The 25,883-nt window shown below is 62.3% G+C and carries 25 protein-coding genes; 8 read left to right on the forward strand and 17 right to left on the reverse strand.

What is annotated here, in order from left to right:
* Positions 1-116 precede the first annotated feature (116 nt).
* Together AC27VQ_RS11680 and recO are read right to left on the reverse strand one after the other, a co-directional pair.
* Positions 117-626: a PaaI family thioesterase gene (locus tag AC27VQ_RS11680; RefSeq protein WP_488716367.1), complete on the reverse strand. Its 510-nt coding sequence runs from the start codon at positions 624-626 to the stop codon at positions 117-119.
* Positions 623-1,387: a DNA repair protein RecO gene (gene recO, locus AC27VQ_RS11685; RefSeq protein WP_117369295.1), complete on the reverse strand. Its 765-nt coding sequence runs from the start codon at positions 1,385-1,387 to the stop codon at positions 623-625. Before recO ends, AC27VQ_RS11680 begins: the two co-directional genes overlap by 4 nt.
* Before the next feature lie 209 nt (positions 1,388-1,596).
* Between recO and AC27VQ_RS11690 the strand changes: the two genes are divergently transcribed.
* Positions 1,597-2,307 (forward strand): L,D-transpeptidase, encoded by a 711-nt coding sequence (locus AC27VQ_RS11690; protein WP_488716368.1) that lies wholly within the window; start codon positions 1,597-1,599, stop codon positions 2,305-2,307.
* Positions 2,308-2,310: 3 nt separating this feature from the next.
* On the opposite strand, the gene AC27VQ_RS11695 is transcribed toward AC27VQ_RS11690, so the two are convergent.
* Together AC27VQ_RS11695 and AC27VQ_RS11700 are read right to left on the reverse strand one after the other, a co-directional pair.
* Positions 2,311-2,673, reverse strand: coding sequence for a hypothetical protein (locus AC27VQ_RS11695; RefSeq protein ID WP_488716369.1), 363 nt, complete (start codon positions 2,671-2,673; stop codon positions 2,311-2,313).
* Positions 2,674-2,683: 10 nt separating this feature from the next.
* On the reverse strand, positions 2,684-3,172 hold the full coding sequence (locus tag AC27VQ_RS11700) for an SRPBCC domain-containing protein (RefSeq protein ID WP_488716370.1): 489 nt from the start codon (positions 3,170-3,172) through the stop codon (positions 2,684-2,686).
* 70 nt (positions 3,173-3,242) lie between these two features.
* Between AC27VQ_RS11700 and AC27VQ_RS11705 the strand changes: the two genes are divergently transcribed.
* On the forward strand, positions 3,243-3,566 hold the full coding sequence (locus AC27VQ_RS11705) for an ArsR/SmtB family transcription factor (protein ID WP_488716371.1): 324 nt from the start codon (positions 3,243-3,245) through the stop codon (positions 3,564-3,566).
* Positions 3,567-3,599: 33 nt separating this feature from the next.
* On the opposite strand, the gene bla is transcribed toward AC27VQ_RS11705, so the two are convergent.
* Together bla and AC27VQ_RS11715 are read right to left on the reverse strand one after the other, a co-directional pair.
* Positions 3,600-4,493, reverse strand: a complete 894-nt coding sequence (gene bla / locus AC27VQ_RS11710; RefSeq protein WP_488716372.1) for a BKC/GPC family carbapenem-hydrolyzing class A beta-lactamase — start codon at positions 4,491-4,493, stop codon at positions 3,600-3,602.
* 138 nt (positions 4,494-4,631) lie between these two features.
* Entirely contained in the window at positions 4,632-6,941 is a 2,310-nt protein-coding gene (locus tag AC27VQ_RS11715) for a Tex family protein (RefSeq protein ID WP_488716373.1), read from the reverse strand.
* 230 nt (positions 6,942-7,171) lie between these two features.
* Here AC27VQ_RS11715 and AC27VQ_RS11720 point away from each other — a divergent pair, with 230 nt between their 5' ends.
* Positions 7,172-8,221 (forward strand): polyamine ABC transporter substrate-binding protein, encoded by a 1,050-nt coding sequence (locus AC27VQ_RS11720; protein ID WP_488716374.1) that lies wholly within the window; start codon positions 7,172-7,174, stop codon positions 8,219-8,221.
* Complete coding sequence (locus AC27VQ_RS11725; protein ID WP_488716375.1) at positions 8,208-10,571, forward strand: putative bifunctional diguanylate cyclase/phosphodiesterase; 2,364 nt, start codon at positions 8,208-8,210, stop codon at positions 10,569-10,571. Before AC27VQ_RS11720 ends, AC27VQ_RS11725 begins: the two co-directional genes overlap by 14 nt.
* Before the next feature lie 36 nt (positions 10,572-10,607).
* On the opposite strand, the gene era is transcribed toward AC27VQ_RS11725, so the two are convergent.
* From era to rpoZ, 8 genes are all read right to left on the reverse strand, one after another.
* Entirely contained in the window at positions 10,608-11,552 is a 945-nt protein-coding gene (gene era, locus AC27VQ_RS11730) for a GTPase Era (protein ID WP_488716376.1), read from the reverse strand.
* Positions 11,553-11,561: 9 nt separating this feature from the next.
* On the reverse strand, positions 11,562-12,281 hold the full coding sequence (gene rnc / locus AC27VQ_RS11735; RefSeq protein WP_488716377.1) for a ribonuclease III: 720 nt from the start codon (positions 12,279-12,281) through the stop codon (positions 11,562-11,564).
* Positions 12,278-13,048 (reverse strand): signal peptidase I, encoded by a 771-nt coding sequence (lepB, locus tag AC27VQ_RS11740; RefSeq protein WP_313522680.1) that lies wholly within the window; start codon positions 13,046-13,048, stop codon positions 12,278-12,280. The genes rnc and lepB overlap by 4 nt, the downstream gene beginning before the upstream one ends.
* A 67-nt stretch (positions 13,049-13,115) precedes the next feature.
* Positions 13,116-13,526: a holo-ACP synthase gene (gene acpS / locus AC27VQ_RS11745; protein ID WP_313522682.1), complete on the reverse strand. Its 411-nt coding sequence runs from the start codon at positions 13,524-13,526 to the stop codon at positions 13,116-13,118.
* A complete protein-coding gene (locus AC27VQ_RS11750; RefSeq protein ID WP_488716378.1) occupies positions 13,523-14,119 on the reverse strand; it encodes a DUF2062 domain-containing protein in 597 nt (198 codons plus the stop codon). Before AC27VQ_RS11750 ends, acpS begins: the two co-directional genes overlap by 4 nt.
* Positions 14,120-14,230: 111 nt before the next feature.
* Positions 14,231-14,383: a DUF3563 family protein gene (locus tag AC27VQ_RS11755; RefSeq protein ID WP_313522686.1), complete on the reverse strand. Its 153-nt coding sequence runs from the start codon at positions 14,381-14,383 to the stop codon at positions 14,231-14,233.
* A gap of 168 nt (positions 14,384-14,551) precedes the next feature.
* Positions 14,552-16,783 carry a RelA/SpoT family protein gene (locus AC27VQ_RS11760; RefSeq protein WP_488716379.1) on the reverse strand — a complete coding sequence of 744 codons (2,232 nt, stop codon included), beginning with the start codon at positions 16,781-16,783 and terminating at the stop codon, positions 14,552-14,554.
* Between the two features lie 108 nt (positions 16,784-16,891).
* On the reverse strand, positions 16,892-17,296 hold the full coding sequence (rpoZ, locus tag AC27VQ_RS11765) for a DNA-directed RNA polymerase subunit omega (protein WP_298095590.1): 405 nt from the start codon (positions 17,294-17,296) through the stop codon (positions 16,892-16,894).
* Positions 17,297-17,705: 409 nt separating this feature from the next.
* On the opposite strand from rpoZ, the gene AC27VQ_RS11770 reads away from it, so the two are divergent.
* Together AC27VQ_RS11770 and AC27VQ_RS11775 are read left to right on the forward strand one after the other, a co-directional pair.
* Positions 17,706-18,284 carry a LabA-like NYN domain-containing protein gene (locus AC27VQ_RS11770; RefSeq protein WP_117369265.1) on the forward strand — a complete coding sequence of 193 codons (579 nt, stop codon included), beginning with the start codon at positions 17,706-17,708 and terminating at the stop codon, positions 18,282-18,284.
* Between the two features lie 233 nt (positions 18,285-18,517).
* Positions 18,518-18,994, forward strand: a complete 477-nt coding sequence (locus AC27VQ_RS11775) for a hypothetical protein (protein WP_488716380.1) — start codon at positions 18,518-18,520, stop codon at positions 18,992-18,994.
* A gap of 58 nt (positions 18,995-19,052) precedes the next feature.
* Here the strand turns inward: AC27VQ_RS11775 and smpB are convergent, their stop codons facing one another.
* Positions 19,053-19,532: an SsrA-binding protein SmpB gene (gene smpB, locus AC27VQ_RS11780; RefSeq protein ID WP_117369261.1), complete on the reverse strand. Its 480-nt coding sequence runs from the start codon at positions 19,530-19,532 to the stop codon at positions 19,053-19,055.
* Position 19,533: 1 nt separating this feature from the next.
* The gene (gene dapA / locus AC27VQ_RS11785; RefSeq protein WP_488716381.1) at positions 19,534-20,418 is read right to left on the reverse strand and encodes a 4-hydroxy-tetrahydrodipicolinate synthase; all 885 of its coding nucleotides are present in this window, start codon (positions 20,416-20,418) and stop codon (positions 19,534-19,536) included.
* A gap of 323 nt (positions 20,419-20,741) precedes the next feature.
* On the opposite strand from dapA, the gene AC27VQ_RS11790 reads away from it, so the two are divergent.
* Together AC27VQ_RS11790 and AC27VQ_RS11795 are read left to right on the forward strand one after the other, a co-directional pair.
* Complete coding sequence (locus AC27VQ_RS11790; RefSeq protein ID WP_488716382.1) at positions 20,742-22,805, forward strand: lytic transglycosylase domain-containing protein; 2,064 nt, start codon at positions 20,742-20,744, stop codon at positions 22,803-22,805.
* A 70-nt stretch (positions 22,806-22,875) separates the two neighbouring features.
* The gene (locus tag AC27VQ_RS11795) at positions 22,876-23,772 is read left to right on the forward strand and encodes an alpha/beta fold hydrolase (RefSeq protein WP_488716383.1); all 897 of its coding nucleotides are present in this window, start codon (positions 22,876-22,878) and stop codon (positions 23,770-23,772) included.
* Between the two features lie 215 nt (positions 23,773-23,987).
* Here AC27VQ_RS11795 and AC27VQ_RS11800 read toward each other — a convergent pair whose 3' ends face one another.
* Positions 23,988-25,037: a porin gene (locus AC27VQ_RS11800; RefSeq protein WP_488716384.1), complete on the reverse strand. Its 1,050-nt coding sequence runs from the start codon at positions 25,035-25,037 to the stop codon at positions 23,988-23,990.
* Between the last annotated feature and the right edge of the window lie 846 nt (positions 25,038-25,883).

Here is a 25,883-nt window from a genome sequence, read left to right on the forward strand (position 1 = left end):
TTTATCCAAACGCCAAACGGGGTTACGTTTCAGCGTGGCAATCTCTTCGGAGCCTAGTTCTTTGTTTTCACGCAATTCCGGACGCAAAACCGCTTCGCACTTTTGCTGGAATTGCTTTATCGCATCAGGTTTTCGATGGGGAAGATGGCGCAGGTTTCCGTGCCGTGCGCCAGAAGCTTGCCGTTCTTGTCGCGTAGCCAGGCTTCCGACGTGGCAATGGTGCGGCCGCGATGGATGATTTTCCCCTCGCAGAACACCTCGCCCATGCCGGGCAGCACCGGGCGCACGAGGTTCAGCTTGAATTCGATGGTCGTATAGGCCTCGCCCGGCTTGATGACGGAGAAGACCGCACAGCCGAGTGCCGAATCCATCACCGTAGCCGTCCAGCCGCCATGCACCGTGCCGAGCGGATTGAGATGATCGGCGGAGGGCATGCCGGAGAAGACGACGCGGCCGTCCTCCACTTCCGTCATCGAGAAGGCGAGCGTCTTGGCCATCGGCGGCGCGGGCAGCGCACCCGACAGCATCGCCTGCAAGACCTTCAGGCCGCCGTCACGCTTCACCACGTCGAGCGGCAGCGTGCCGATGCCGCCGACCGTCAGCCCCGGATAGATTTCCACCGTCATGCATGCGCCTCTTCGGGTTGATCGTTTTTCGGTCCGCCGAGCGCCTTCAGCGCGGCCTGCACGAAGCCCTCGCGGGCATTGGCGAGCTCCAGCCCGCGCGGTTCGCAGACATGGCGGTTGAGGAAGAAGGCCGTCAGGCGGAAGCCATCGGCAAGGGCGGCGGCATCGGCCGCGTGCCGACTTTCATCGCCGAGAAATGCGGGCAGCGCCAACATCTTGTCCGCCCAGGGCGCGCCCGCGGCGCGCGAGACCGCGCGGCCAGATTTCGGCGAGACGTAGCAGAGATCGTCCTTCGCGCCCGTCGCGACACATTCGAGCAGATCGAGCCCGAAGCCGAGATCGTTCAGCACGGCGAGCTCGAAACGGATGAACAGCTCGCCGGCATCGGCGGGCTCGTGCAGATGGCCGAGGATAACGGAGAGCGCTTCATAGAGATGCGGATGCGGATCGCGCTCCGGCAGGAAGCGCAGCAGTGCGGCCATGGCCTGCACGCCGTAAACGGCGGTCGCCGTCTCCATCAGCCGGCCGGCGCGCAGTTCGAGCGGCTCGACGCGGAACTCGCCAAGATGCTCGTCGAGCCTTGCGCGCCAGGTGACATCGACGGAATTGCCGGGCTGGAGCACCGGCTGCATGGTCCGTGAACGGCCGCCGCGCACCATGCCAAGATGGCGTCCGCGCTCGCGCGTCATCACCTCGACGATCACGGATGTCTCGCCGTGGCGCCGCACGCCCAGAACGATGGCCTCGTCACTCCATTGCATGATTGAAGCCTTACGCCGTCCGCCGGTTTGCCGCAAGCCGGTGGGCTCCTCCCCATGCGTCGGAACGACGCGTGGCGCATCGGCCACACCTAAGCCCTCGCCACAGTTTCGCTTTTTTCTCGCCCTGCCCGCGCCGACTTTGCCCCCGAAGACCCGGCCAAGCGCCGCAAAGGCCAGATTTGAACTTCGAAATGACAGGTGCCGTCTTGATGTGTGTGTTCCGTCCGCTTGCCCTTCTCGCCCTTGCCGCAACGCTTACCGGCTGCGCCACGACCACGATGGAGGTGAAGAGGAAAGGGCCGGATCCCATGCATGTCGCCATGTACGGGCCGCATCCCGACGAGCGCTTCCCGCTGCCGGCGATGGATATCAGCCGGGTGAACCCGAGATACTTCCGACAGCAGGTTGCCTACCAGACGATGGAGCCGGCCGGCACCATCGTCATCGATACGCAGAACCGCTTCCTCTATCTCGTGCAGGGTGAAGGCATGGCGATGCGCTATGGCATCGGCGTCGGCAAGGCGGGGCTGGAATTCGAGGGCACGGCGCGCATCGGCCGCAAGGCGGAATGGCCGCGCTGGACGCCCACGCCGACCATGATCAAGCGCGAGCCGGAGCGGAACCTGAAATGGGCCGGCGGCATGGAGCCGGGTCTCACCAATCCGCTCGGCCCGCGTGCGCTCTATCTCCATAAGGACGGCAAGGACACGCTCTTCCGCATCCACGGCACGTCAGAGCCGTGGTCGATCGGAAAGGCCGTGTCGAGCGGCTGCGTGCGGTTGTTCAACCAGGATATCATCGATCTCTACAGCCGCGTGCCGACGGGCAGCCGCGTCGTCGTGCTGCAGCACCAGACGCCGGCCAGCGAGGCGACGCCGATGGCGGCCGCCGACGGTCTCGTGCCGCCGGCATCCATTTAGGGATTACCAGGCGTCGGGTTCGCGGACCATGTGCACGATGTTGGCCGGGTTCATGATCCAGCCGCCGCGGAAACCCACGCCCAGATCCTCGACGGCGTCGCAGCGCACGGCGCCATTCTTCTCCAGATGGCCAAGGGCGTCCGCATGGTTTGGCGTGAAAAGCTCGAGCCAGACTTCGGCCTGGCTGTAATTCGGCGCCTCGTCGATCCACAACCGGTTCGGACCGAGTTCGAAGCCGATGGCCGGCGCTTTCGCCTCGAAGGGCTTCAGGCCGACGACATCGCGATAGAAAGCGACGGTTGCCGCATATTGATGCGTCGGCACCTTCATGGCGATGTTGATGCCGCCTTTGATCTGCGCGCTCATCGCGGCCTCCTCACGTGAAATCCTGCTGCTCGGCGGTAACGACACCCTTGAGTTCGCTCGGGTAATAGCCGTCACGCAGGTTGATGCCATATTCGACATAGGCCTTCATGCAGGCGAGCATCTGCGACCAGCCCTCGCAGTTCATGTAGGAGGATTTCTGACCGCGGTCGTTATCGCGCCAGCCGGTCTCGGCGATGGTCACCATCGTGCCGCCATCTTCCAGCGGCTTGAAGCGCATCTCGACGCGTGTCTTGTAGGCTTCTTCCCCCTCGTCGACCATCGCATCCCAGCGGAAGACGATCAGCGTGTTTTCCTCCACCTTGTCGACGATGACGGGCGCCATGCCCCACCAGGTCACGGTGGTACCCTCGACAAGCGGCGCACTCGCGCCGCCGATCGTCGTGAAATAGCCGCTCAGCTTCTTGGGGTTGACCACCGCATCGAAAACCTCGGCGACCGGCTTGCCGATCCGCCCGTTCACACGAAATTCCAGCGTCATGCCATCCTCCTTGGGGCGCACCGCCCTCCTCCGTCTTGTACCCGGACAAAATATGTTATAAAAACATAACATGTCAAGCGAATCGATAGAGGACGCCGTTTTCAAGGCGCTCGCCAATGGAAAGCGGCGGCAGATGCTGGATGCGATCAAGGTCGCGCCACTGACGACAGGCGCGCTGTGTGAAAAATTTCCGGAGATGGATCGCTGTACGGTGATGCAGCATCTGAAGGTGCTGGAAGAGGCGGACCTGATCATTCCCCGCAGGGAGGGACGCGAACGCTGGAACCACCTCAACGCGTTGCCCATCCAGGCGATACACGATCGCTGGATCAGCCAGTACGCCGGCCATGCGATGAGCGTGCTTTCCGCACTGAAGGGCGAGCTGGACAGCTAAGGCGCCGCCTTTTCGACGGCGCCTAACCAAAGATCAGACGGCAGCAGCGATGCGACCGATTTCGGCGATGAGGGCATTGCGCTCGTCGCCGGAAATACCGGGCATTTCTACGAAGGCCGAAACGACGATCGCGCCACGTTTCGGCGACCAGGCGACGGCCACGTCATTAGCATTGCCGGCCTTGTCGCCATTCGTGCCGGTCTTGTCGCCAGTCATCCAGTCGGCCGGGAAGCCGGCGCGCAGCCGTGTATCGCCCGTCTTGTTCATGACAAGCCAGGCGGCAAGCTGGGCCTTGGAGCGCGGCGAAAGCACATCCGTGAAGATCAGCTTCCGCAATGTTTCGGTCATTGCGACCGGGGTGGTCGTGTCGCGCGCGTCGTCAGGCGTTTCATGATAGTTGAGCGTCGGCTCGGTGCGGTCGAGACGGGTGATATCGTCGCCGAGACCGCGCAGGAACGCCGTGACCGCCTCCGGTCCGCCCGACGCGCCGAGCAGCAGATTGGCGGCGGCGTTGTCGCTGAGCGTGATCGTCGCCTCGCAGAGTTCGGCAATCGTGATGCCCTTGCCGCCGACGCGCTTTTCGACAATTGGCGCCCAATCGATAAGGTCCGATTTCTTGACGACGATGCGGCGGTCCAGCGCCTCCTCCTTGCGATCGACGCGGGCGAGGATGTGTCCAGCCAGCAGGGCCTTGAAGGTGCTGCACATCAGGAAACGCTCGTCGGCACGGTGGCCGAGCCGGGCGTTCGTTGCGAGATTATGTATGGCAACGCCGATGCGGCCCTTGTGGCGCGCTTCCAGTTCGGCAAGCTGCTCCTGCGGCGTGCCGCCGGAGGCCGCCCCTGCCATGCCGGCCATTGCCGAAACAGCGGGAATGGAAAGGAAAGCACCGGCAATCGCCTGCCGGCGTGAAATCGTCATCGTCATAGGTCAATTTTCCTGTCTTTCAGGCAGCGGAGCGCCCTGCGCCCGGCCCGTTTGAGCCCGCCCATGTCGCGACTATGCGCAAAGGGGCGGGTCAAAACAAACGACGATTTCTGCCGGCAGCCATTAGGAAAACTAGGGCTATTTCTTCTTCAGCGCCTCGGCGAAGGCCGCACCGAAGGCACCCTGCGACGGGGCCTGCTGCTTGGGCGCCGCCTGGCTGAATTTCGGCTTCATCTGGGTGTTCTTGTCGTTGCGCGGGGCGCTGTCGCGGGCGGCGGGCGCGCCGCCGTCCTTACGCATGGTCAAGCCGATACGCTTGCGCGGCACGTCGACCTCGGTCACACGCACCTTCACAACGTCGCCGGCCTTCACCACCTCATGCGGGTCCTTGATGAAACGGTCGGCCAGCTGCGAAACGTGAACGAGACCATCCTGATGCACGCCGATATCGACGAAGGCGCCGAAGGCGGCGACGTTGGTGACGGTGCCCTCCAGCAACATACCTGGCTTGAGGTCCTTGATGTCGTCGATGCCGTCGGCAAAGGTCGCGGTCTTGAATTCCGGACGCGGGTCGCGGCCGGGCTTTTCCAGTTCGGCGAGGATGTCCTTGACCGTCGGCAGGCCGAAGCGCTCATCGACAAAGACCTTCGGATCGAGCTGCTTCAGCGCGGCGCTGTCACCCATCAGGGTGCGCACGTCACGGCCGCAGGCGGCGACGATCTTTTTCGCCACGCCATAGGCTTCCGGATGCACCGAGGAGGCATCGAGCGGCTCCTTGCCGTTCGGGATGCGCAGGAAGCCGGCGCATTGCTCGAAGGTGCGCGCGCCGAGGCGGGAGACCTTCATCAGTTCCTTGCGGCTCTCGAAAGGGCCGTTGGCATCGCGATGCGCGACGATCGCCTCGGCGGAGGATTTTCCGAGGCCGGACACGCGGGCGAGCAGCGGCGCCGACGCCGTGTTGAGATCGACGCCGACGGCGTTCACCGCATCTTCCACCACCGCATCGAGCGAGCGGGAGAGTTTTCCCTGATCGACATCGTGCTGGTACTGGCCGACGCCGATCGACTTCGGCTCGATCTTCACCAGTTCGGCCAGCGGATCCTGCAGGCGCCGCGCAATCGAGACGGCACCGCGCAGTGAGACGTCGAGGTTCGGGAATTCCGCGGCCGCCGTTTCCGAGGCCGAATAGACCGAGGCGCCGGCTTCCGAGACGATGACCTTGGTGGGTTTGGCGCCCGGCAACTGGGCCAGCATGTCGGCGACCAGCTTTTCCGTCTCGCGGCTGCCGGTACCGTTGCCAATGGAAATCAGCTCCACCTTGTGCTTGCGGATGAGGCTCGCAAGCTCGGCCTGCGTACCGCGCACGTCGTTTTTCGGCGGGAACGGATAGACCGTCGTCGTTTCGACCACCTTGCCGGTATTGTCGACGACAGCGACCTTGACGCCGGTGCGGATACCGGGATCGAGGCCCATCGTGGCGCGCGTGCCGGCGGGCGCGGCGAGGAGCAGATCCCTAAGATTGCGGGCGAAAACGCGGATCGCCTCCTCCTCGGAACGTTCGCGCATCTCGCGCATCAGGTCGAGCGACAGCGACATGGAGAGCTTGACGCGCCACGTCCAGCCGATGACCTCGGCCAGCCACTTGTCGCCCGGCTTCACGCCGACCGCATAGAAGGAGGCGATGATGCGCTCGACGGGCTTGACCGGCTCGGTGCTGTCCTGATCGACGACGATATCGACCGACAGAAATTCTTCGTTCCAGCCGCGCAGCATGGCGAGCGCCCGGTGGCCGGGCACGGTCGCCCAGCGTTCGGTGTGGTCGAAATAGTCGGAAAACTTCGCGCCGGTCTCCTGCTTGCCCTCGACCACGCGGGAACGCAAGAAGGCATTGCTTTTCATGTATTCGCGCAGGCGCTTCAGGAGATCGGCGTTTTCCGTCAGTTGCTCGGCGACGATGTCGCGTGCGCCTTCCAGCGCCGCCTTCACATCCGCCACCTCGGACGACAGGAATTTTTCGGCGAGCTCCGCCGGTACCAAAGCGCGGTCGGCGAGTATCTGCTCGGCGAGGGCCCCGAGGCCACGCTCGCGGGCGATCTCGGCCTTGGTGCGGCGCTTCGGCTTGTAGGGCAGATAGATGTCCTCGAGCTCGGCCTTCGTCATGACGGCGGCGATCTTGCCGGAAAGCTCGTCCGTCAGCTTGCCCTGCCCCGCGATGCTCTCGAGGATCGAGGCGCGGCGGGCTTCCAGCTCGCGCAGATAGGTCAGCCGCTCGGAAAGCGTGCGCAGCTGCGTATCGTCGAGACCGCCAGTCACTTCCTTACGGTAACGCGCGATGAAGGGCACGGTGGCGCCCTCGTCCAGCAGCCCGACGGCGGCGGAAACCTGCGCCGCGCTCGCTTTGATCTCGGATGCGATCAGGTTTGCGATCTTCTGCGGTGTCGGGGCCATGTCGAACTCCTCTGGGTGGCAGGCGGGGCGGCGACCATAGTGCGCGGCCGCAAACAGGCCAATCGCAGGCGGGACGGGCCACCGCCACGTCCACAACATATATCACGGGCTGCCCCGCCATGCAGAAGCGCATCAGGGTTGAATGGACAAAAACAGGAGCTTACCGGTTGTAACGCTTCATAAAGCCTTGCCGCCTATCTTGTCCCCGTAGGGGAAACGGGGCCTTCGGCATGCGCGGCGCATTTTTTGCAGCAGTCTCACTGACGGCCTTCGCCACGGCTGCACCCGCGGGCGCGGCCACGCTCAACCTGCTCATCTGGGAATCCTATATCGACGAGCAGATCCTCAAGGATTTCTCGACCGAAACCGGCATCGCGGTCCACCAGACTTTCTATGACAGCGGCGATGCGCGCGACGAAATCCTCGCCGATCCCAACAGCAATGTCGACGTGGTTCTCACCAACGAGAACGGCGCGCGGCTCTATGGCAACCGCGGCGTCATCATGGCGCTGGACACCGGGATCGTGCCATCGCTCAAGGACTATGCCGACAGCTGGACAAAACGCTGCGGCGGTTTTGGCGTGCCTTATCTCTGGGGCACGATGGGCATCCTCTATCGCTCCGACAAGATTAACACCCCGCCCACCTCCTGGGCGGACATGATGAAGCCGACTGAGAGCCTGCGCGGCCACATCGCCATGTATGACGACCACGCCGAGGCCTTCGTCGCGCCGCTCGTGCTGCTCGGCAAATCGGTCAACGCCAATGACAACGAAACGCTGAAAGCGGCCTATGAGCTGATGAAGGCGCAGGTGCCCTATGTGCTCACCTACGACTATGTCATCACCTCCATCCAGAGCGCCGACAAGGGGCCGAACATCTGGATGGCGCTCGGCTATAGCGGCGACCAGTATACGCTGAACGACAAGGTTTCTTCGCCCGGCCTCTGGCGCTATGTCGTGCCGAAGGAAGGCACGCTTTCCTGGCTCGACTGTGTTTCCGTCAGCGCGCGCTCTGAGAACAAGGATCTCGCGCTGAAGCTGGTGGATTATATCAGCAACGCCAAAAACGGCGCCCGCAATGCCGTCAAACTCAACATGCCGACCGCCAGCACCGCCGCTTTGGCGCTGCTGCCGGAAGACATGCGCTCCAATCCCGAAATCTATGCCGCACCGGAAATCCTGGCCAAAAGCCAGTTTCAGGAGGAACTGACCGTACAATCGGTGCAGGCCCGCCGCCGCATCATCAGCAGTCTGGCCAAGATCAGTGACGCTCGGTAAACGCGCCCTCTCCCTCATTTTCCCCGTCATTCTGGCCGGCTACGTGCTTGCGGCCTCGCTGATCTATTATGTGCAGAGTTCTTCGGTCATCGGGCTGGAGCGCGCGCGGCTCTGGCAGCAGATGGGTCTGCTGACGGCCGTCTTCCAGAACGAGGTGACGCAGAACCGCAGCCTCATCTATTCACTCGTCGAGGGTGGCGCCGTGCGCCTCTTCGTCAACGAGCCGGACGCCGCCTATCGCAGCAACGCGCTCGGCGTGCGCCTGCAGCAGAGCATCACCTCGCTCTCCGATGACGGCAAGAAATTCATCTCCGTCGCCATCATCCGCCCGCCGCTGACAGTCGACTACTACTACGAGAACAGCGACGATCCCTTTGCCGAGATCACGCGCCAGCAGGTCGAGCATGCCCGCCAGGTGATCGCAAGTCCCCGGCTGTCCTCCTGGAGCTATCTTGATGTCGAGGGCATCGAGCCGCTGATCGTGCATTCGGAATTCATTGACCCCCTGACCTTCAACCGCCCCGTCGCCAGCGCCAAGAACGGCGCGATCCTGGTGCAGACGGCGGTCAGGCCAAAACTGTTCCTCGACATGAAGCGGGCGCTGGAGAAGGAATACGGCGCTGAGATCGAGATCGGCCAGCACCAGCTTCTCGCCCAGGGCGCACTCTCGGCCACCGCGACGCTCAGCCCCTCGCTCTTCGCGCGCCTGACGCCGGATCCGATGTTCCTGAACGACCGGCTGTGGACGCTGAAATCGCTGCTGGCGCTCGGCGCCATCGCGCTAAGCCTCTGCACCATCGTGCTCGTGCTCGGCCTCGTGCGCCGCTACATCACCAATCCCATTGCCCGCCTTGACCGCCAGCTGACCGACGTAATGACCGGCAGCCGCAGCGCCCTGCCCGAGATGAACGAAGCCGGCGAGATCGGCCGCCTGTCGGCCAACGTCAAACGCCTGCACGACCATTCGATGCAGTCCTTCGATCTCGTGCAGAACGCCTCGTGGACGGACACGCTGACGGGCATTTCCAATCGCGAATATTTCAACATCCGCTCCACCCAGATCCTCGAAGAGGCCGAAGCCGAGGATATCGGCTGCACCCTGCTCTTCATCGACGTGGATAACTTCAAATTCGTCAACGACAAACACGGCCACAAGATCGGTGACGAGCTTCTGAAGGTACTCGCCGACCGTATTTCGGCGATCGTCGCGCGCGCGGTCACGGAACGCGGCCTGCCGGACGGTCTGTTCGCGCGGCTTTCCGGCGACGAATTCGCCATCATGCTGCGCTGCCAGCCGGGAAGCGGCACGATCACCGAAACATCGAACCAGATCCTGGCGCTCTTCGGCGAAGGGTTCGAGGTTTTGGACAAGGCCTATCCGGTCACCGCCAGCATCGGCATCGCCGTCTATCCCGAGGACGCCCGCACCCTGCCCGAGCTCGTCGCCAACGCGGATGCCGCCATGTACCAGGCGAAATCCCAAGGCAAGAACGGCTCGGCGCGCTATTCCCGCTCGCTGCACGAGAAACGCAACCGCCAGCGCCGCATCGAGGAAGAGCTGCGGGTGCTCGATCCCGACCGCGAATTCCACCTCGTCTATATGCCCATCGTCGATGGTCAAGGCAAGGTGATGGGGTGCGAGGCGCTGTTGCGCTGGAATTCCCCGGTTCTCGGCCGCGTGACGCCGGACGAATTCATTCCGATCGCCGAGACGACCGGCCTGTTCAGCAAGATCGACTGGTGGGTGATCGACCGCGCGATGGCGGAATACAGCCAGATCAAGAAGCTGTTCGGCGCCGAGACGATCCTTTGCATCAACATCTCCTCGGCCGAACTTTACACCAAGTCGATCAGCGACCATTTCTGCGAATGCGCCGACCGGCATGGCGTGGATGCCCGCGTCATCGAGATCGAGCTGACGGAAACCTTTGCGGTGAAACTCGGCGAGCAGTCGCGCCGCAACATCGAGATCCTGCGCAGCCGTGGCTTCCGCATCTCGATCGACGATTTCGGCGCCGGCTATACCTCGGTGCAGCAGATCATCGAATACCCGGCCGAGACCATCAAGCTCGACCGCGAACTGGTCGAAAGCCTCACCCGCTCGGCCGCCCTTCCGACGCTGCGCGCGCTCGTGGCGCTCTGCCACGCGCAGGACATGTCGGTGATTGCCGAAGGCGTCGATACGACGGAGAAAATGGGCCTGCTCGCCGCCGCTGGCTGCGACTTCTACCAGGGCTATCTCATCTGCAAACCCCAGCCGATCGAAGAGCTCGGCATCTGGGCGATGCAGCGGCTGGTGGAAAAGGCGCGCGAAGTTGCGCAAAGCCCGGAGCGTCGGGCGCGGGCGTAAAGCAAATGGGGCTGCATCGCAGCCCCACTCTCAAAATCACGACGTCGGGAAATCCAACCCCATTTCGCGGAACCGCGCCGGGTCGTCGCCCCAGTTCTCGCGCACCTTCACAAAGAGAAAGAGGTGCACCGTCTGCTCGAGGATTTCAGACAGTTCCTTTCGGGACGCCGTGGAGATCGCCTTGATCGCGTCGCCGTTCTTGCCGAGTGCGATCTTCTTCTGGCTGTCGCGCTCGACATAGATGACCTGTTCGATGCGCACCGAGCCGTCTTTGCGCTCTTCCCACTTTTCCGTCTCGACATGCGAGGAATAGGGAAGCTCCTGATGGAGGCGCAGGAAGAGCTTTTCGCGGGTGATTTCGGCCGCGAGCTGGCGCATCGGCAGGTCGGAAATCTGGTCTTCCGGATAGTACCAGGGTCCCTCGGGCAGCGCGGCGGAGAGGTAATCCATCACGTCTTCACAGCCGGAACCGTTCAGCGCCGAGATCATGAAGGTGCGCTCGAACTTCACGACCTCGTTGACGGCTGCCGTCAGCTTCAAAAGATCTTCCGGCTTGACGCGGTCGACCTTGTTCAAGACGAGGATCTTCGGCTGGTGGACTTCCTTCAGGCCTTCCAGGATCGTCTCGGCGTCGCCCTTCAGGCCACGCTCGCTGTCGATCAGGAACATGATGAAATCTGCATCCTTGGCGCCGCCCCAGGCGGTCGTCACCATGGCGCGGTCGAGCCGGCGGCGCGGCTTGAAGATGCCGGGCGTGTCCATGAAGACGATCTGGGCGTTGTTGTGGATGGCGATGCCGCGCACGATGGCGCGCGTCGTCTGCACCTTGTGGCTGACGATCGACACCTTGGCGCCGACGAGGCGATTGACCAGCGTCGACTTGCCGGCATTGGTCGCGCCGATCAGCGCCACGAAGCCCGAATGGGTCGGGCCTTCGACGGCGGCGCCGGTTTCGGCAGGGTTTTGGTTTTCTTCGGTCATGATGTCCGTTTAATCCGAGGCCTGGCTTTTCGGCCAGACGCCTTCGCGTTCCAGAATCTTCGTTGCGGCCACCTGTTCGGCGGCCCTTTTCGAGCGGTCGATGCCCGTTTCCGGCTTCACGCCCTTGATCTCCACCGTCACGGTGAAGCGCGGGTCGTGGTCCGGGCCGGAGCGGTCGTCCACCTTGTAGTTCGGCGTCAGGCCGAAGCGGGCATGCGCCCATTCCTGCAATTCGGTCTTGGCATCGCGCCGCGCACCTTCCGCGCGGGCCGCCCTGCCCTCCCAGTTGCGCAGGATGAAGCCGCGCGCGGCTTCCAGCCCGCCGTCGAGATAGATCGCGGCGATCAGCGACTCTATCACATCGGCGCGCACATTCAGCATGGCTTTTCCGGTGAGCTTTTTCACGTCCGCACCGGTGCGGATGAAGCGGTGCAGCGCAAGGTCATCCGAGACCGCCGCACAGCTTTCGGCGCTCACGAGTTGGTTCAGGCGAACGGAAAGCTCGCCCTCCTTGGCATCGCGAAAGGTGCGAAACAGCATCTCAGCGACGCAGAGCCCGAGCACCCGGTCGCCGAGGAATTCCAGCCGCTCGTAATTGCTGCCTTTTCCCGGCCGGGCGCTCGCATGCGTGATCGCCCGGTCGAGACGGTCCTTGTCGGTGAAAGCGTAGCCGATCAGCTCCTCAAGAGCCTTGCGGTTGACGTCGTTCAGCGGAATGGCGCCCTTCATTCAACGACCTTGAACAGGCGATCCCAGCGCAGGTTCGTCGGCCATTTCCAGATTTCGCTGAAGGCGGTGTCATGGCCGAGCGAGAAGAAGATCAGGCTGGCGCGGCCGATCAGATTTTCCGCCGGAACGAAACCGACGTCGAAACGGCTGTCGGCCGAGTTGTCGCGGTTGTCGCCCATCATGAAATAATGGCCTTCGGGCACGATGAATTCGCGCGTGTTGTCGCCGACCGTGCCGGGGCGCGTGTCCAGCGTGTCATAGGTCACGCCGTTGTCGAGCTTTTCGCGGAAGACCGGAACGTCCTCGCCCGTGTCGTACTGGTCGTCGGCGCGGAAGAAGCCGTTGTGCTCGCGCGGAACCACGACACCGTTGACGTAGAGCTCGCTGTCCTTGACCTGAATGCGGTCACCCGGCAGGCCGACGAGACGCTTGATGTAGTCGATATCCGGGTTCGGCGGGAAGCGGAAGACGACGATGTCGCCGCGCTTCGGCTCGCTTGCGAAGATGCGACCGGAGAACAGGTTCGGCGAGAACGGCAGCGAATATTTCGAATAGCCGTAGGAGAACTTGTTGACGAAGAGGTAATCGCCGACGAGCAGCGTCGGCATCATGGAGCCGGAGGGGATGGTGAAGGGCTGGAAGAGCAGCGTGCGGATCACCACAGCGAGCAGCAGCGCCTGGATGATGACCTTGACGTTTTCCCACAGGCCGCCTTCGGCCTTTTCTGTCTTCTCTGCCACGCCGGACTTTTCCTTATTTGCGAACATGGGGCCCTCTATAGAGGAAAGGTTGTCTGTTGGAAATCGCGTCGGTCAAAAAGACGCGGGGATCCGGTTATCCAGGCGTTCCGGCCGGAAGCGCCTCGATGATCACGAAAGCTTGCGCCAGCGGAAAGTCGTCGGTGATGGTGATGTGGATGCGCGCCTCGTGGCCCGCAGGAAGCATCTGTTGCAATCGCTCCAGCGCCCCGCCCGTCAGCTTCATCGTCGGCTTGCCGCCCGGTAGGTTGACGACGCCCATGTCCTTCCAGAACACGCCCTGCGCCAGCCCCGTGCCGAGCGCCTTGGAACAGGCCTCCTTGGCGGCGAAGCGCTTGGCATAGGAGGCCGCACGGTTCTTGCGCCCATCGGATTTCGCCCGCTCGATCTCGGTGAAACACCGATCGGTAAACCGCGCGCCAAACCGCTCCAGCGACTTCTCCACCCGGCGGATGTCGATGAGGTCGCTGCCGATGCCGATGATCATAGGGTCGTTTCTCCGGGGGAAAGGGCGGTTGCGTGGGGCGTAGAAAGGCCGGCGCGCTCCAGGAGGCGCGCATGGCGTCGCGCCTTGAAGGAGCGTACGGCGAAGCGCGTCACGCCGTAGGCGATGGCGGCCGTCACAAGGCCGAGAAGACCGGCGCCGGCGAGCATCGGCTTCAGAACCGGCTGCCAGAGCTCGGACAATTGCAGGTGCTCCAGCCGATGGAAGAGCTCTCCCGCCGTCACCGCCTCGCTGGAGGTGATGCCGAGAAGGACCTCGCCGACGCGGAAGGTCGCGAGCGCAATCAGCGGAATGGTGAGCGGATTGGCAATGGTCGTGGCGAGCGCCGCAGCCAGCAGATTACCGGCCATCAGATAGGCGAGCGCCATGGCTAGGACGATATGGAAGCCGAGAAGCGGCGTGAAGGCGGAAAACATGCCGGCGGCAACGCCGGCGGCCACCGCATGCGGCGACGCCGACAGGCGCAGGATTCGCTTGGCGAGATAGCGCGCCGGACGCGTCAACCCCTTGCGCGGCCAGAAGAATTCGCGCAACCGGTCGGCCATCGAGGCCTTCTTTCGGCGTCTGAACAACATGCCCAAGACATAGCCGATCCGTTAGTGGCATTTCAATGGCGCGTACAGCGGCGCCGTCATGGCGCCACAGACGGTCGTGGCGCACCCTGTGCGCCACTCGATCTCGATATCTTAGAAGGTTTTGCGGAACAGGCCGCGGTCGATCTGACGCTGGCGATATTCCAGGTCGATGCGGTCGATGGCGCCATTGAGATAGGCGATTTCGCGCTCTTCCGAGTTCGGAACGCGCAGGGCGCGGGCAAAGTTCTTGATCTGCTTCAACATGGTAAACCTCTTTCGGTTACCTCCCGAGACAGAAGATAGGGTGGTAGCCCCCAAGGCACCAGCGACACTATTCCAATACAGCCATGCAAATTACGCATAACGACTGGTCAAATGTTGGGCAAACCTGCCTTATTCAGGGCAGGCTGCCATATTTTTGCATGGAAACCGTCATGTAAACACGCGACTGATCGTCGAGACGCACTGAAGCTCCTTGAGCTGTCCCATCAGCTGGTTCAGCTGGCGGAGATCCCAGACTTCGAGATCGATGTGCACTTCGGTGAAATCCGTCGCCACCCGCGTCATCGACATGGAGCGGATATTGACGTCGCTGGTGGCAATGGTCTGGGTGACTTCGGCCAGCGTGCCCGGCTCGTTCAGGGCGTTGATCACGATACGCGCCATGAAACGGGTATTGTTGGCCTCGTCTAGATCCCAGCGCACGTCGATCCAGCGTTCCGGCTCGTCGTCGAATTTTTGCAGCGCCGGCGACTGGATCGGGTAGATCGTGATGCCCTTGTCCTTCTCCATAATGCCGATGATGCGATCGCCCGGCACGGCGCCGCCGGCGGAGAAATGCACTTCGGCATTGCCGGAAAGGCCGCGGATCGGCAGGGCCTCGGGGCCGGTTTCCGTTTCTGCACCTTCGAGCGCCGACTTCGCCTTGCCGGGCAGCTTGAAGACCATGCCGGCGGCGCTGCGCATGTTGAACCAGCCCTCCTCCGTGTTGGGCTTCACCGTCACGCGCTCGTCCTGATAATCCGGAAAGACGGCGCGCAGCACGTCGAGCGACGACAGCTCGCCGCGGCCGACCGAGGCGATGGCGTCCTCGACGTCCTTCTGGCCAAGGCGATGCAGCACAGGCTTCAAACCGTCGCGCGAAAAAGATTTGCCGGCGCGGTCGAAGGTGCGCTCCAGAATGCGGTAGCCGAGGCCGGCATATTGTTTGCGCACGGCGGCACGGGTCGCCCTGCGGATGGCGGCACGCGCCTTGCCGGTGACGACGATCTCTTCCCAGGCCGGCGGCGGCACCTGAATGCCGGAGCGGATGATCTCCACCTCGTCGCCGTTGCTGAGCCGCGTGACCAGCGGCATGATGCGGCCGTTGATCTTGGCGCCGACGCAGGTATCGCCGACATTGGTGTGCACCGCATAGGCGAAATCGATGGGCGTCGCGCCGCGCGGCAGCGTGATCAGCTGCCCCTTCGGCGTGAAGGTGAACACCTGGTCCTGGAACAGCTCGAGCTTGGTATGCTCGAGGAATTCTTCCGGATTGTCGCCTTCGGCCAGCGCCTCGATCGTCCGGCGCAGCATGGCATAGGCGTTGGAGCGCGGCGACGTCGTGCGCACCTCGCCGATCACCACTTCCTTGTCCTTGTAGAGCGAATGCGCCGCGATACCGTATTCGGCGATCTCGTGCATGCGCTTGGTGCGGATCTGCAGTTCGATGCGCTGGCGCGACGGGCCGACGATGGTGGTGTGGATCGATTGGTAGTCGTTCTGCTTCGGTGTCGAGATATAGTCCTTGAAGCGGCCCGGCACGACACGCCAGCGCGTATGCACGATGCCGAGCGCGGCATAACAGGCCGGCACATCGTCGACGAGGATGCGGAAGGCGTAGACGTCGGAGAGCTGCTCGAAGGACAGCGACTTCGACTGCATCTTGCGGAAAACCGAATAGACCGTCTTCTGCCGGCCCTTGACGAGCGCGTCGTCGAGGCCGTTGACGACCAGGAGCTCGCGCAACTCGTCCTCGATCTTGCGGATCAGGCCTTCATTGCGGCGGGAGAGTTCCTCCAGCTTGTTGGTGACGGTCTCGAAGGCTTCCGGATTGATATGGCGGAAGGAGAGGTTTTCCAGCTCCTCGCGCATGTCCTGCATACCCATGCGGCCGGCGAGCGGCGCATAGATATCCATCGTCTCCTCGGAGATGCGGGCGCGCTTTTCCGGCGTCATATGGTCCAGCGTGCGCATGTTGTGCAGCCGGTCGGCGAGCTTGACGAGCAGCACGCGCACGTCGTCGGAAATGGCGAGCAGCAGCTTGCGCAGGTTTTCAGCTTGCTTGGCCTTCTTGGAGACGAGGTCAAGCTTCTTGATCTTGGTGAGGCCTTCGACCAGCGCGCCGATATCCTCGCCGAACAGTTCGTCGATCTCGCCGCGCGTCGCGCTGGTGTCCTCGATCGTGTCGTGCAGCAGGGCAACCGCGATCGTCGATTCGTCGAGGCGCATATCGGTCAGGATGGCGGCGACTTCGAGGGGATGCGAGATATAGGGATCGCCGCTCGCCCGCTTCTGCTGCCCATGCTTCTGCATCGCATAGACATAGGCCCTGTTGAGCAGGGCCTCGTTGACGTCGGGCTTGTACTTCTGAACCCGTTCGACGAGTTCATATTGGCGCATCATTCTCGGTCGGCTCCCTCCCCGCGCGGCGGGGCAAAAAAAAGTGCGCCCCGACCATAAGAGGGGCGCACCGGCATTCGCAATATCAAAGGCTTCGGTAAGTTACCGAAATCAGTAATCGTCGCTCTTTTCCGGCGGTACGAGGCCTTCGATGCCGGCCAGCAGCTCTTCTTCCGACATACGGTCGAAGGTGATGGTTTCCGGCTGGTCCTCGTCCTCGTCGACGGCGGCCGTCGTGGACGCGGTGTCGGCAGCCAGGCTTGCCGGATCGGGCTCGGGCTCGTCCACTTCGACATGCTTCTGCAGCGAGTGGATCAGGTCTTCCTTGAGGTCGTCGGGCGACAGCGTTTCGTCGGCGATTTCGCGCAGGGCAACGACGGGGTTCTTGTCGTTGTCGCGGTCGATGGTGATGGCGGCACCCTGCGAGATGAGGCGGGCGCGATGGCTTGCAAGCAGAACCAGCTCGAAGCGGTTGTCTACCTTGTCAATGCAATCTTCAACGGTGACACGGGCCATTGCCTGTCCTTTGTGATCGAGAATTTCAGGAGTTTGCATGCCCGATACAGGCAAAGCAGGAAAAATTCAAGTTTTTCCTTCCCGGTCCCGACAGCCGCGTGTCATAAGTCTCCCCATGTAATTTCTGGTTGAGTCCTGACGTTACGGCAGGCTGAAAGACCAAATATCCGACAAATCGGGTAACGTGCGGGAACTGTTCTTCAATTCCGAAGCCCTTGAAATTGCTGAAACGATGCCGGTGACAAAAATCGTATCCGCAACCTAGGTTTGCTTGGAAAGCGCCTTCGGCTGCCCTAAATGAAGATTATATGAAAAAGAGTTAATTCAACCGGCCAGTGCATCCGGAAAGCCGGAACATGTTCAAAACCGACCTGTTTAGCTCAACTTCTACTTAAAAGGATTTTCCGATATGTTCGACCCCCGCGAGAAAATCGCACTCTTCATCGACGGTGCAAATCTCTATGCGGCTTCCAGGACACTCGGCTTCGACATCGATTACAGGAAGCTTCTGAAGGCCTTCCAGAAACGCGGCTACCTGCTGCGCGCCTATTACTACACCGCTCTTATCGAGGACCAGGAATATTCCTCGATCCGCCCGCTGATCGACTGGCTCGACTATAACGGTTACAAGGTCGTCACCAAGCCGGCCAAGGAATTCACCGACTCGCTCGGCCGCCGCAAGATCAAAGGCAATATGGACATCGAACTCGCGATCGATGCCATGGAGCAATCCGAGACGGTCGACCATCTCGTCATCTTCTCCGGCGACGGCGATTTCACCACGCTCGTCGAGGCGCTGCAGCGGAGGGGGCGCAAGGTTTCCGTCGTTTCCACCATGCAGACGCAGCCGCCGATGATCGCCGACGACCTGCGCCGCCAGGCCGACTATTTCATCGACCTTGGTACACTGAAGGCTGAAATTGGCCGCGACCCGTCCGAGCGCCCGCAGCGCAATGTCGAGCCGGCGGCAGACAACGTCGCCGAATAAGCGCCCCTTTGCCGTGCTTCCTGCTTAACGTCCCGCTCCGGGACGTTAATGCGTTCAGGACCCAGCTTACGGTTTTTATTGAAATTTCCTGACGCAGAAACCCTGAAATTCCAGGTGTTTCAATGTTCCGTTAAACATTGATTCAAATGCGCCCGCGGGCCATTAATGTTCCGCAAGTTTCTCCTGATATTCCCATTGCCGTACAGTCATTTCGCATTGGGACATCTCGCAACATGGTGGACGCAGTCTCGCTTTCGGGCAATAGCTACCGGGCCGTTTCGAACGCGCTGGAAGTGCGCGCGGCAACGCCTGCGGTGGAAAACCGCCCAGCCGCTTCCGCCCTTGCCGCGCTCACCGTGCCGCAGCCGGTCACGCAGGTCTCGACACCGTCGGAAACCGCCGAGGACATCGGCGACCTCAGCTTCCTCTACGCGCCGAACGGCCAGCCTGGCCTTTCCACCGTTCCCGCCTATGCCGTGCCGTCGGCCCAGGTGGCAGGCGAAGCGCGCGTCTCCGCCGAACGCAGCCCGACGGCACGCCTGGCGATCGAGAGCACCGATCTCAACGCCCTGCTCTCGTCCTTCCTCGCCCCGCGCACGCCAAGCGCCAATCCGGCCCCCTCGCCGGACGTGCCGAGCGAAACGAACGGCGCACAGCTTGCGCTCGCCGCGCAGCAATCGGTCATCGCGCAGCTTTACGCGCAGTTCTGAATTTCATCTTGAAATCGGGATACGCGCCGGCCTGATCGCCGGCGCCGGAGAAGCAGCGTCAGCCGCGATCGCGCAGCAGGCGGCCCTTCTGGCGGTTCCAGTCGCGTTCCTTCTCGGTCTCGCGCTTGTCATGCAGCTTCTTGCCCTTGGCAAGCGCAAGCTCGAGCTTGGCCCGGCCGACATCGTTGAAATAGACCTTCAACGGCACCAGCGTCATACCCTCGCGGTTGATCGCGACGCGCAGGCGATGGATCTCACGCTTGGAGAGCAGCAGTTTGCGGCGGCGGCGGGTCTCGTGGTTGAAGCGATTCGCCTGCAGATATTCCGGCAGGTAGGAATTGATCAGCCAGATCTCGCCGCCCTCGTCCGAGGCGTAGGATTCCGCGATGTTCGCTTTGCCTTCACGCAGCGATTTGACCTCCGTGCCGGTCAGAACCAGACCGGCCTCGTAGGTGTCTATGATCTCGTAGTTGAAGCGGGCCTTGCGGTTTTCCGCTACAATCTTCTTGACCGTCGCTGGGCGTGCTTTTGTTGCCATATCAGTTCAGCAGGCCGGCGTGGCGCAGCGCCGCGTCGATGGCAGCCTCCGTGGCCGGCTCCAGAGTGGGCAGAAGCGGCGAACGCACGAAGCGGTTCATGCCGCGGGTGCGGTTCAGCGCATATTTCGCGCCGCAAAGGCCGGGCTCCAGGAAGATCGACTTGTGCAGCGGCATCAGCTTATCCTGGTATTCCAGCGCCTTGGCATAGTCACCCGCCAGCGTCGCTTCCTGGAATTCGGCGCAGAGCCGCGGCGCGACATTGGCCGTGACCGAGATGCAGCCGACGCCGCCATGGGCGTTAAAGCCGAGGGCGGTCGCGTCCTCGCCCGAAAGCTGGACGAAATCCTTACCGCAGGTGATGCGCTGTTCGGACACGCGCTCGATCTTGCCGGTCGCATCCTTGACGCCGATGATCGAGGGATGCGCCTTGTGCAGCGCGCCCATCGTTTCCGGCGTCATGTCGACGACCGAGCGTCCGGGAATATTGTAGATGACGATCGGCAGCGTCACCGCACCGGCAATTGCCGAATAGTGGGCGAAAAGGCCCTTCTGCGTCGGCCTGTTATAATAAGGAGTGACGACGAGAACCGCGTCCGCACCAGCCTTTTCGGCATGCTGGGCGAGATCGATCGCTTCCTTGGTGTTGTTCGAGCCCGCGCCGGCAATGACCGGGACGCGGCCTTTCGCCACCTTGATGCAGAGTTCCACCACCCGTTTGTGCTCGTCATGGGACAGCGTCGGCGACTCGCCGGTGGTGCCCACCGGAACGAGACCGTGGCTGCCCTCACCGATCTGCCATTCGACATGAGCCGCGAACGCGTCCTCATCGACGGCGCCGGCATCGGTAAAGGGGGTGACGAGAGCGGGAAGGGATCCCTTGAACATCCAGAACTCCTGAGGCCAGAGCCGCCCGTGGGCTTACATGCTTTGGCCGTATTCCGTGGTTAAAAACGCTGGCACAATAGTCGGGTGACGGTCATGCGGCAAGCGTCGCGATGCGCGTTTTTCATGCACAAACAAGGCGGAATTGGCTCTGGTACACGAATATTCGCTTCACCTGATCCGTCGCCTGGGATGAAGCGGGCTTCACGGCTTAGTGAAAACGGCGGTTAAGGTTTCGTTAAGGCAACAAAGGGTTAATGAGTGTTCACAAACAGGCGGAAAATCACGCGCCGACGTGTCGCCTGCCACGGCATCCGGGATGTAGCATGATCTCGACAAACAGTTTCGCTCTTTGCGCCTTGCTGCTTGCCGGTATAGCCGGACTTGCGCTGCGCTCATCGCCCGTCGAGGCTGACAACACCGCCGACATCAAGCCGCTCGGCTTTGCCGCCGAGATGCCGTCGAAGGATGTCATCACCAGCGCCATTCCGCGCGCCGATAGCGTGCCGGTGGTGAGCGCCGAACTGCGCGAGGGGCTCGACGCCCTCTCCAACCGCGATGCCGCGGCGGCGATTGCCGCGCGCGATCGCCTGCCCTCCTCCAGCCTCGACCGCCATATCCTGACCTGGGCGATCGCCGTTTCCGGCCAGCGCGGCGTGCCCTCCTGGGAGATCGCCAATGCCCAGCGCGAGCTGAAAGGCTGGCCGGGCCTGACGGCGCTGCGGGCCAATTCCGAAAAGGCGATGGCACGGGAAAACCCGGCGACGGCAGACGTGATCGCCGCCTTCGGCACCACCACGCCGGAGACGGCGGAGGGCGCCATCGTGCTGTCCCGTGCGCTCGTCGCGGCGGGTGACACGCCGCGTGCGACGAACATCCTGCGCTCGTTCTGGCAGAAGGACGCGCTTTCCAAGGATGTCGAGGACAAGATCCTCGCCGAATTCGGCACCCTGCTCAGCGTCGAGGATCACAAGACGCGCATGGAGATGCTGCTGTACCGTGACCGCGCCGATCAGGCGCAGCGTTTCGGCGATCTCGGCAAGGCGCAGTCGCTCTATCGCGCCTGGACGGCCGTCATCCGCAAGGCCAAGAATGCCGGCGACCTGATCAAGGCCGTGGATGCCAGTTGGCAGAAGGACCCGGCCTATACGTTCCTGCGCATCCGCAACCTGCGCGGCAAGCAGGACTACCGCGCGGCGGCAAAACTCTTTGCTACGATGCCGGAGGACCCCGCCCGCCTCGTCAATCCCGGTGCGTGGTGGAACGAGCAGCGCATCGTCAGCCGGGGCCTTGCCGATCTCGGCGATTATCGCGATGCCTATAGTGTCGCTGCCCGGCATGGGGCGGACGATCCGACCGATATCGTCGAGGCGGAATTCCATGCCGGCTGGTATGCGCTGCGCGACCTTGGCGATGCGAAGACGGCGGCTGGCCACTTCCAGCGCATCCTGCAAACCTCCGACCGGCCGCTTTCGGTATCCCGCGCCTGGTACTGGCTCGGCCGGGCCGCCGAAAAAGGCGGGCCGGGCGATGCGAAGGACTATTTCGCCAAGGCGGCGAATTTTCCCGGCACCTTCTACGGCCAGCTTGCCGGCGCGCGGCTCGGCCGCAAGACGCTGAACGTCACCTATCCCACGCCGACGGCGGAAGAGCGCGCCAGTTTCAACCAGCGCGAGGCGGTGCAGGCCATCGCCCGCCTCCAGGCGGCCGGCCATGGCTGGCGCGGCGATAGTCTCTACCGCGCACTGGCCGGCGAGTTGATGAGCCCCGGCGAGCTTGCGCTTCTCGCAGCGCAGGCCGAAAAGGGCGGCAACCATCAGCTTTCGCTGCAAATCGGCAAGATCGCCTTCGGGCGCGGCATCGATGTCGCGGCGCTGGCCTTCCCGATCGGCGTCATTCCCGACGGTGCCAACATTTCCGGTTCCGGCAAGGCGCTCGCCTATGCCATCGCGCGTCAGGAAAGCGCCTTCAACCCGGCCGCCATCTCACCTGCCAATGCGCAGGGCCTGCTGCAACTGATGCCGGGCACCGCACAGGGCGTCGCCAAACGCTATGGCCTTGCCTATTCCAAGGAGCGGCTGACGACGGATGCCGCCTATAATGCCACGCTTGGCGCGCATTATCTCGGCGAGCAGATCAGCGATTTCGGCGGCTCCTACGTGCTGACCTTCATCGCCTACAATGCCGGCCCGCGCCGCGTGCCGCAGTGGATCAAGCGTTATGGCGATCCGCGCGGCAAGCCGGTCGATGAGGTGGTCGACTGGATCGAGCGCATTCCCTTCTCCGAAACCCGCGGCTATGTGCAGCGCGTGATGGAGAATTACCAGGTCTATAAGACCCGCCTCGGCCAGGCCGCCGATATCGAACACGACCTCAGCGTCGGGCGCTAAAGCGCAATTTCTGGTGACTTGCCGGCAAAATTGGTGATGATGCCTGACCTTTCCCAGGCAAGGCACACGCATGGCACCTTCGGACGCACCGGCATTCCGCGACATTTTCTTCTCAAGCGAAGACGGGTTGAGGCTCCACGCCCGCGATTACCCGGTCGCAACGCCGCCCGACATCGGCGGGCGCCTGCCCGTCGTCTGCCTTCCCGGGCTCAGCCGCAACGCGCGCGACTTTCACCAGCTCGCCGTGCTGCTCGCCAATCATCCTGAAAATCCTCGCCGGGTCATTGCCGTGGATTATCGGGGCCGCGGGCTTTCGCAATACGATCCCAACCCCGCAAATTATAATGTGATGGTGGAATGCAAGGATGTCATTGCGCTCTGCGATCTACTCGGCCTGAAGCAATGCCTCTTCATCGGCACCTCACGCGGCGGGTTGATCCTGCATATCCTCGCCGCGCTCCGGCCGGACCTCATTGCAGCAACGGTTCTGAACGATATCGGACCGGCAATCGAGGCTGAGGGCCTTATGGAAATCCGGGATTACCTCAGCCGCCGCTCGACCTTCTTATCCTTCGAACAGGCTGCCGAAGGCTTGGCGGCGATTCACGGCAAAACCTTCCCCGCCCTCGCCGGGGCCGACTGGCTGGACATGGCCCACGCGCTCTACATCGAACGTGACGGCACGCTCGTCGCCGACTACGATACAGCCTTGAACGACCAGCTCCAAGCCATCGATTTCAGCAAGCCGCTGCCCAGCTTGTGGCCGCAGTTCGAAATCCTCGCTGAAAAGCCAATGCTGATCATCCGCGGCGCGCATTCAAAACTCTTTTCCGCGCAAACGCTTCAGGCAATGGCGCAGGACCGAGCGAAAGTCACCACGCGAACAGCACCCGGCCAGGGCCATGCGCCCCTCCTCCACCACGAGGATGTTTTCCCGTCGCTTTCCGTATTTCTTGCGGAACTCTGACAGTTACGCTCGAGGCGGGCCTTTGACCCAGCGCCGAGACGCCTGCGACCAGGGCTTAATCAACTCATAGCAAATTACGAAGGCCGCGGCGGCATCGAACGATCGCCAGCCTGACGCGTTCGCGAACCTCAGAAAGCGCGATAAAAGAACTCCAGAAACGGAAAAACCCGCAGTCCTTATCAGGACTGCGGGTCTCTTATCCAACCTAAGTCAGATTAGAACGAACGCTGGAAGCGGATCATACCACCCCAGGAGTCGCCGTCCGTCGCGCCGTTGTCGAAGTAAGCAACTTCCGGCGTTACGACGAAGCCCGGGACAACCGTGAAGTTGACGTTGGCAACAGCAGCCAGTTCGTCTGCGTCGTCGAACGAAACCTGTGCGTTCAGCGTTACGCGGTCGGTAACAGCGGCAGATGCACCGAGCCAAACAGCCCAGTCGCCACCCCAGGTAGCGTATACGTTCTTACGGTCGCCGTCGGTGTTCCAGCCAGCCATTGCGAAGACCGAAACGCCACCGAAGGTGCCGTCAGCGCGCAGCTTGATTGCGCCTTCTTCGACAGCCGAGTCGTAACCGCCAACGAGCTTAACGCCGAAGGCGCCGCCCGAGTAGCCGATACCGCCAACGACGTTCGGGATGTAGTCACGGTCGCCGCGGAAGGAACCCAGAGCAGCAGCCGAAGCGCCGTCCGTGTCTTCGAGCGACAGAACTGCCGTGAGGCCAGCGCCGTTGTCGTAGTTGTACTGGATGACGTTGGCGTCGTAGATGCCGCCGGAGATCAGGTCGTCGTTGATGACGTTGCCGGCGTAGCCAACGAACGTGTAGAAGGCGGTTTCGGTCTTACCGACGCGGAAGCCGGCGAGATCGATGTAGGCGAAGTTCAGCGAGTTGTCCGAAACGCCTTCGTTGTACCAGTTGAAACGGGTCTCAACGTAGGTCTTCAGAGCGCCGTATTCGGTGTCCGAAGCCGTTTCGATCTGGAGCGACAGACGCGACTGCGTGTTCCACTCGTCGCCGAAGCCACCGTTTGCAGCGTTTACGTTGTCGCCGAGCAGTTCGCCGCCCTTGACGTCAAAACGAACGTAGCCGCCGATCTTGAGGCAGGTTTCGGTGCCCGGGATGTAGAAGAAGCCGGTGCCGAAAGCGTCGCAAACGCGAACGTATTCCATGGGCTCGGGCTCAGCAGCGACGATAGCGTCGGCAGCCTGTGCGCCGGATACTGCTGCGAGAGCTGCAGCGGAGCCGAGAAGAAGGCTCTTGATGTTCATTTCTGACCTCCAGTCAAAAAGTTTCAAACGGGTCTGGGTTTTTTGCTGAAGGACAGCGTTCCCTGCCCCATCCCCAAGTTCAAGAAGTGGACGATCAACCGCCCCTGCTTCCGAGAGTGAAAATACTCGACACGCTTCCGTAAGCAATCTCCAAACTGAAAGGAGGCAGACTTTGTGACTGCCTTCGCCCAACGCTGTTGCGGAAAGGACACAAAATGGCGGACCGGGTCGTTAAAAGTTTATGGATTCTTAACAAAAGGCCTTATGGAGCGGGTACTTAGCTTAATCTATCCACCCGTCGCCACCGCCTCGGAAGGGGCGAAAAGACGGCAAAACGCCTTCATAAACATGGCAACGGCGCCTTTTCGAAACCGCGCGCCGCACCGATGCAGGTCCGATCATCACAACGAGAGCCAGAATCGCATGGCTTTCAATAGACTCGATTCGTCGTGATTCTGACGAAAGACCCGGCGTGGTGGACATGACGGAGAGTCGGTGCGTTGCTACCGTCTTCATGGAGTGACGCGCCGCCGGGCCAATTCTCGCAAACTGCGGCTGGAAAACGAAGTGCCCGTCGAGGTTTCGAAAAAGACAGCCCCCTTATCCCCTTCGCCGCAGTGATAAGAACGTGGCAGACGGTATTACAGATACGATGCGATGAAGAGCTGCTGGAAGCGGACGAACGTCGCGACGCTATTCAACACGTCACCATCAGCACGCCGAAGAGAATATTATCATAGGCACTTGTCGACAACATCGTCATCGCCGCAACCACTCGTGACGGTCGCAATGGAAACGAGAGCGTCGTGCGCCCGGCCATAGGCATGGGGAAAGGCATGGCTCCTG

Source organism: Shinella sp. 20P9.1.1 (assembly GCF_057798995.1).

Excerpts from the sequence above, each read along its gene's own strand:
- AC27VQ_RS11770 (WP_117369265.1), top strand. The coding sequence starts at position 17,706 with ATGTTCGACCCCCGCGAGAAAATCGCACTCTTCATCGACGGTGCAAAT.
- era (WP_488716376.1), bottom strand. The coding sequence starts at position 11,552 with ATGACCGAAGAAAACCAAAACCCTGCCGAAACCGGCGCCGCCGTCGAA.
- AC27VQ_RS11705 (WP_488716371.1), top strand. The coding sequence starts at position 3,243 with ATGTCAAGCGAATCGATAGAGGACGCCGTTTTCAAGGCGCTCGCCAAT.
- smpB (WP_117369261.1), bottom strand. The coding sequence starts at position 19,532 with ATGGCAACAAAAGCACGCCCAGCGACGGTCAAGAAGATTGTAGCGGAA.
- AC27VQ_RS11790 (WP_488716382.1), top strand. The coding sequence starts at position 20,742 with ATGATCTCGACAAACAGTTTCGCTCTTTGCGCCTTGCTGCTTGCCGGT.
- dapA (WP_488716381.1), bottom strand. The coding sequence starts at position 20,418 with ATGTTCAAGGGATCCCTTCCCGCTCTCGTCACCCCCTTTACCGATGCC.
- AC27VQ_RS11795 (WP_488716383.1), top strand. The coding sequence starts at position 22,876 with ATGGCACCTTCGGACGCACCGGCATTCCGCGACATTTTCTTCTCAAGC.
- AC27VQ_RS11680 (WP_488716367.1), bottom strand. The coding sequence starts at position 626 with ATGACGGTGGAAATCTATCCGGGGCTGACGGTCGGCGGCATCGGCACG.
- AC27VQ_RS11760 (WP_488716379.1), bottom strand. The coding sequence starts at position 16,783 with ATGATGCGCCAATATGAACTCGTCGAACGGGTTCAGAAGTACAAGCCC.
- AC27VQ_RS11715 (WP_488716373.1), bottom strand. The coding sequence starts at position 6,941 with ATGGCCCCGACACCGCAGAAGATCGCAAACCTGATCGCATCCGAGATC.
- AC27VQ_RS11690 (WP_488716368.1), top strand. The coding sequence starts at position 1,597 with ATGTGTGTGTTCCGTCCGCTTGCCCTTCTCGCCCTTGCCGCAACGCTT.
- acpS (WP_313522682.1), bottom strand. The coding sequence starts at position 13,526 with ATGATCATCGGCATCGGCAGCGACCTCATCGACATCCGCCGGGTGGAG.
- recO (WP_117369295.1), bottom strand. The coding sequence starts at position 1,387 with ATGCAATGGAGTGACGAGGCCATCGTTCTGGGCGTGCGGCGCCACGGC.
- AC27VQ_RS11720 (WP_488716374.1), top strand. The coding sequence starts at position 7,172 with ATGCGCGGCGCATTTTTTGCAGCAGTCTCACTGACGGCCTTCGCCACG.
- lepB (WP_313522680.1), bottom strand. The coding sequence starts at position 13,048 with ATGTTCGCAAATAAGGAAAAGTCCGGCGTGGCAGAGAAGACAGAAAAG.
- rnc (WP_488716377.1), bottom strand. The coding sequence starts at position 12,281 with ATGAAGGGCGCCATTCCGCTGAACGACGTCAACCGCAAGGCTCTTGAG.
- AC27VQ_RS11755 (WP_313522686.1), bottom strand. The coding sequence starts at position 14,383 with ATGTTGAAGCAGATCAAGAACTTTGCCCGCGCCCTGCGCGTTCCGAAC.
- AC27VQ_RS11695 (WP_488716369.1), bottom strand. The coding sequence starts at position 2,673 with ATGAGCGCGCAGATCAAAGGCGGCATCAACATCGCCATGAAGGTGCCG.
- AC27VQ_RS11775 (WP_488716380.1), top strand. The coding sequence starts at position 18,518 with ATGGTGGACGCAGTCTCGCTTTCGGGCAATAGCTACCGGGCCGTTTCG.
- AC27VQ_RS11800 (WP_488716384.1), bottom strand. The coding sequence starts at position 25,037 with ATGAACATCAAGAGCCTTCTTCTCGGCTCCGCTGCAGCTCTCGCAGCA.
- rpoZ (WP_298095590.1), bottom strand. The coding sequence starts at position 17,296 with ATGGCCCGTGTCACCGTTGAAGATTGCATTGACAAGGTAGACAACCGC.
- AC27VQ_RS11750 (WP_488716378.1), bottom strand. The coding sequence starts at position 14,119 with ATGTTGTTCAGACGCCGAAAGAAGGCCTCGATGGCCGACCGGTTGCGC.
- bla (WP_488716372.1), bottom strand. The coding sequence starts at position 4,493 with ATGACGATGACGATTTCACGCCGGCAGGCGATTGCCGGTGCTTTCCTT.
- AC27VQ_RS11700 (WP_488716370.1), bottom strand. The coding sequence starts at position 3,172 with ATGACGCTGGAATTTCGTGTGAACGGGCGGATCGGCAAGCCGGTCGCC.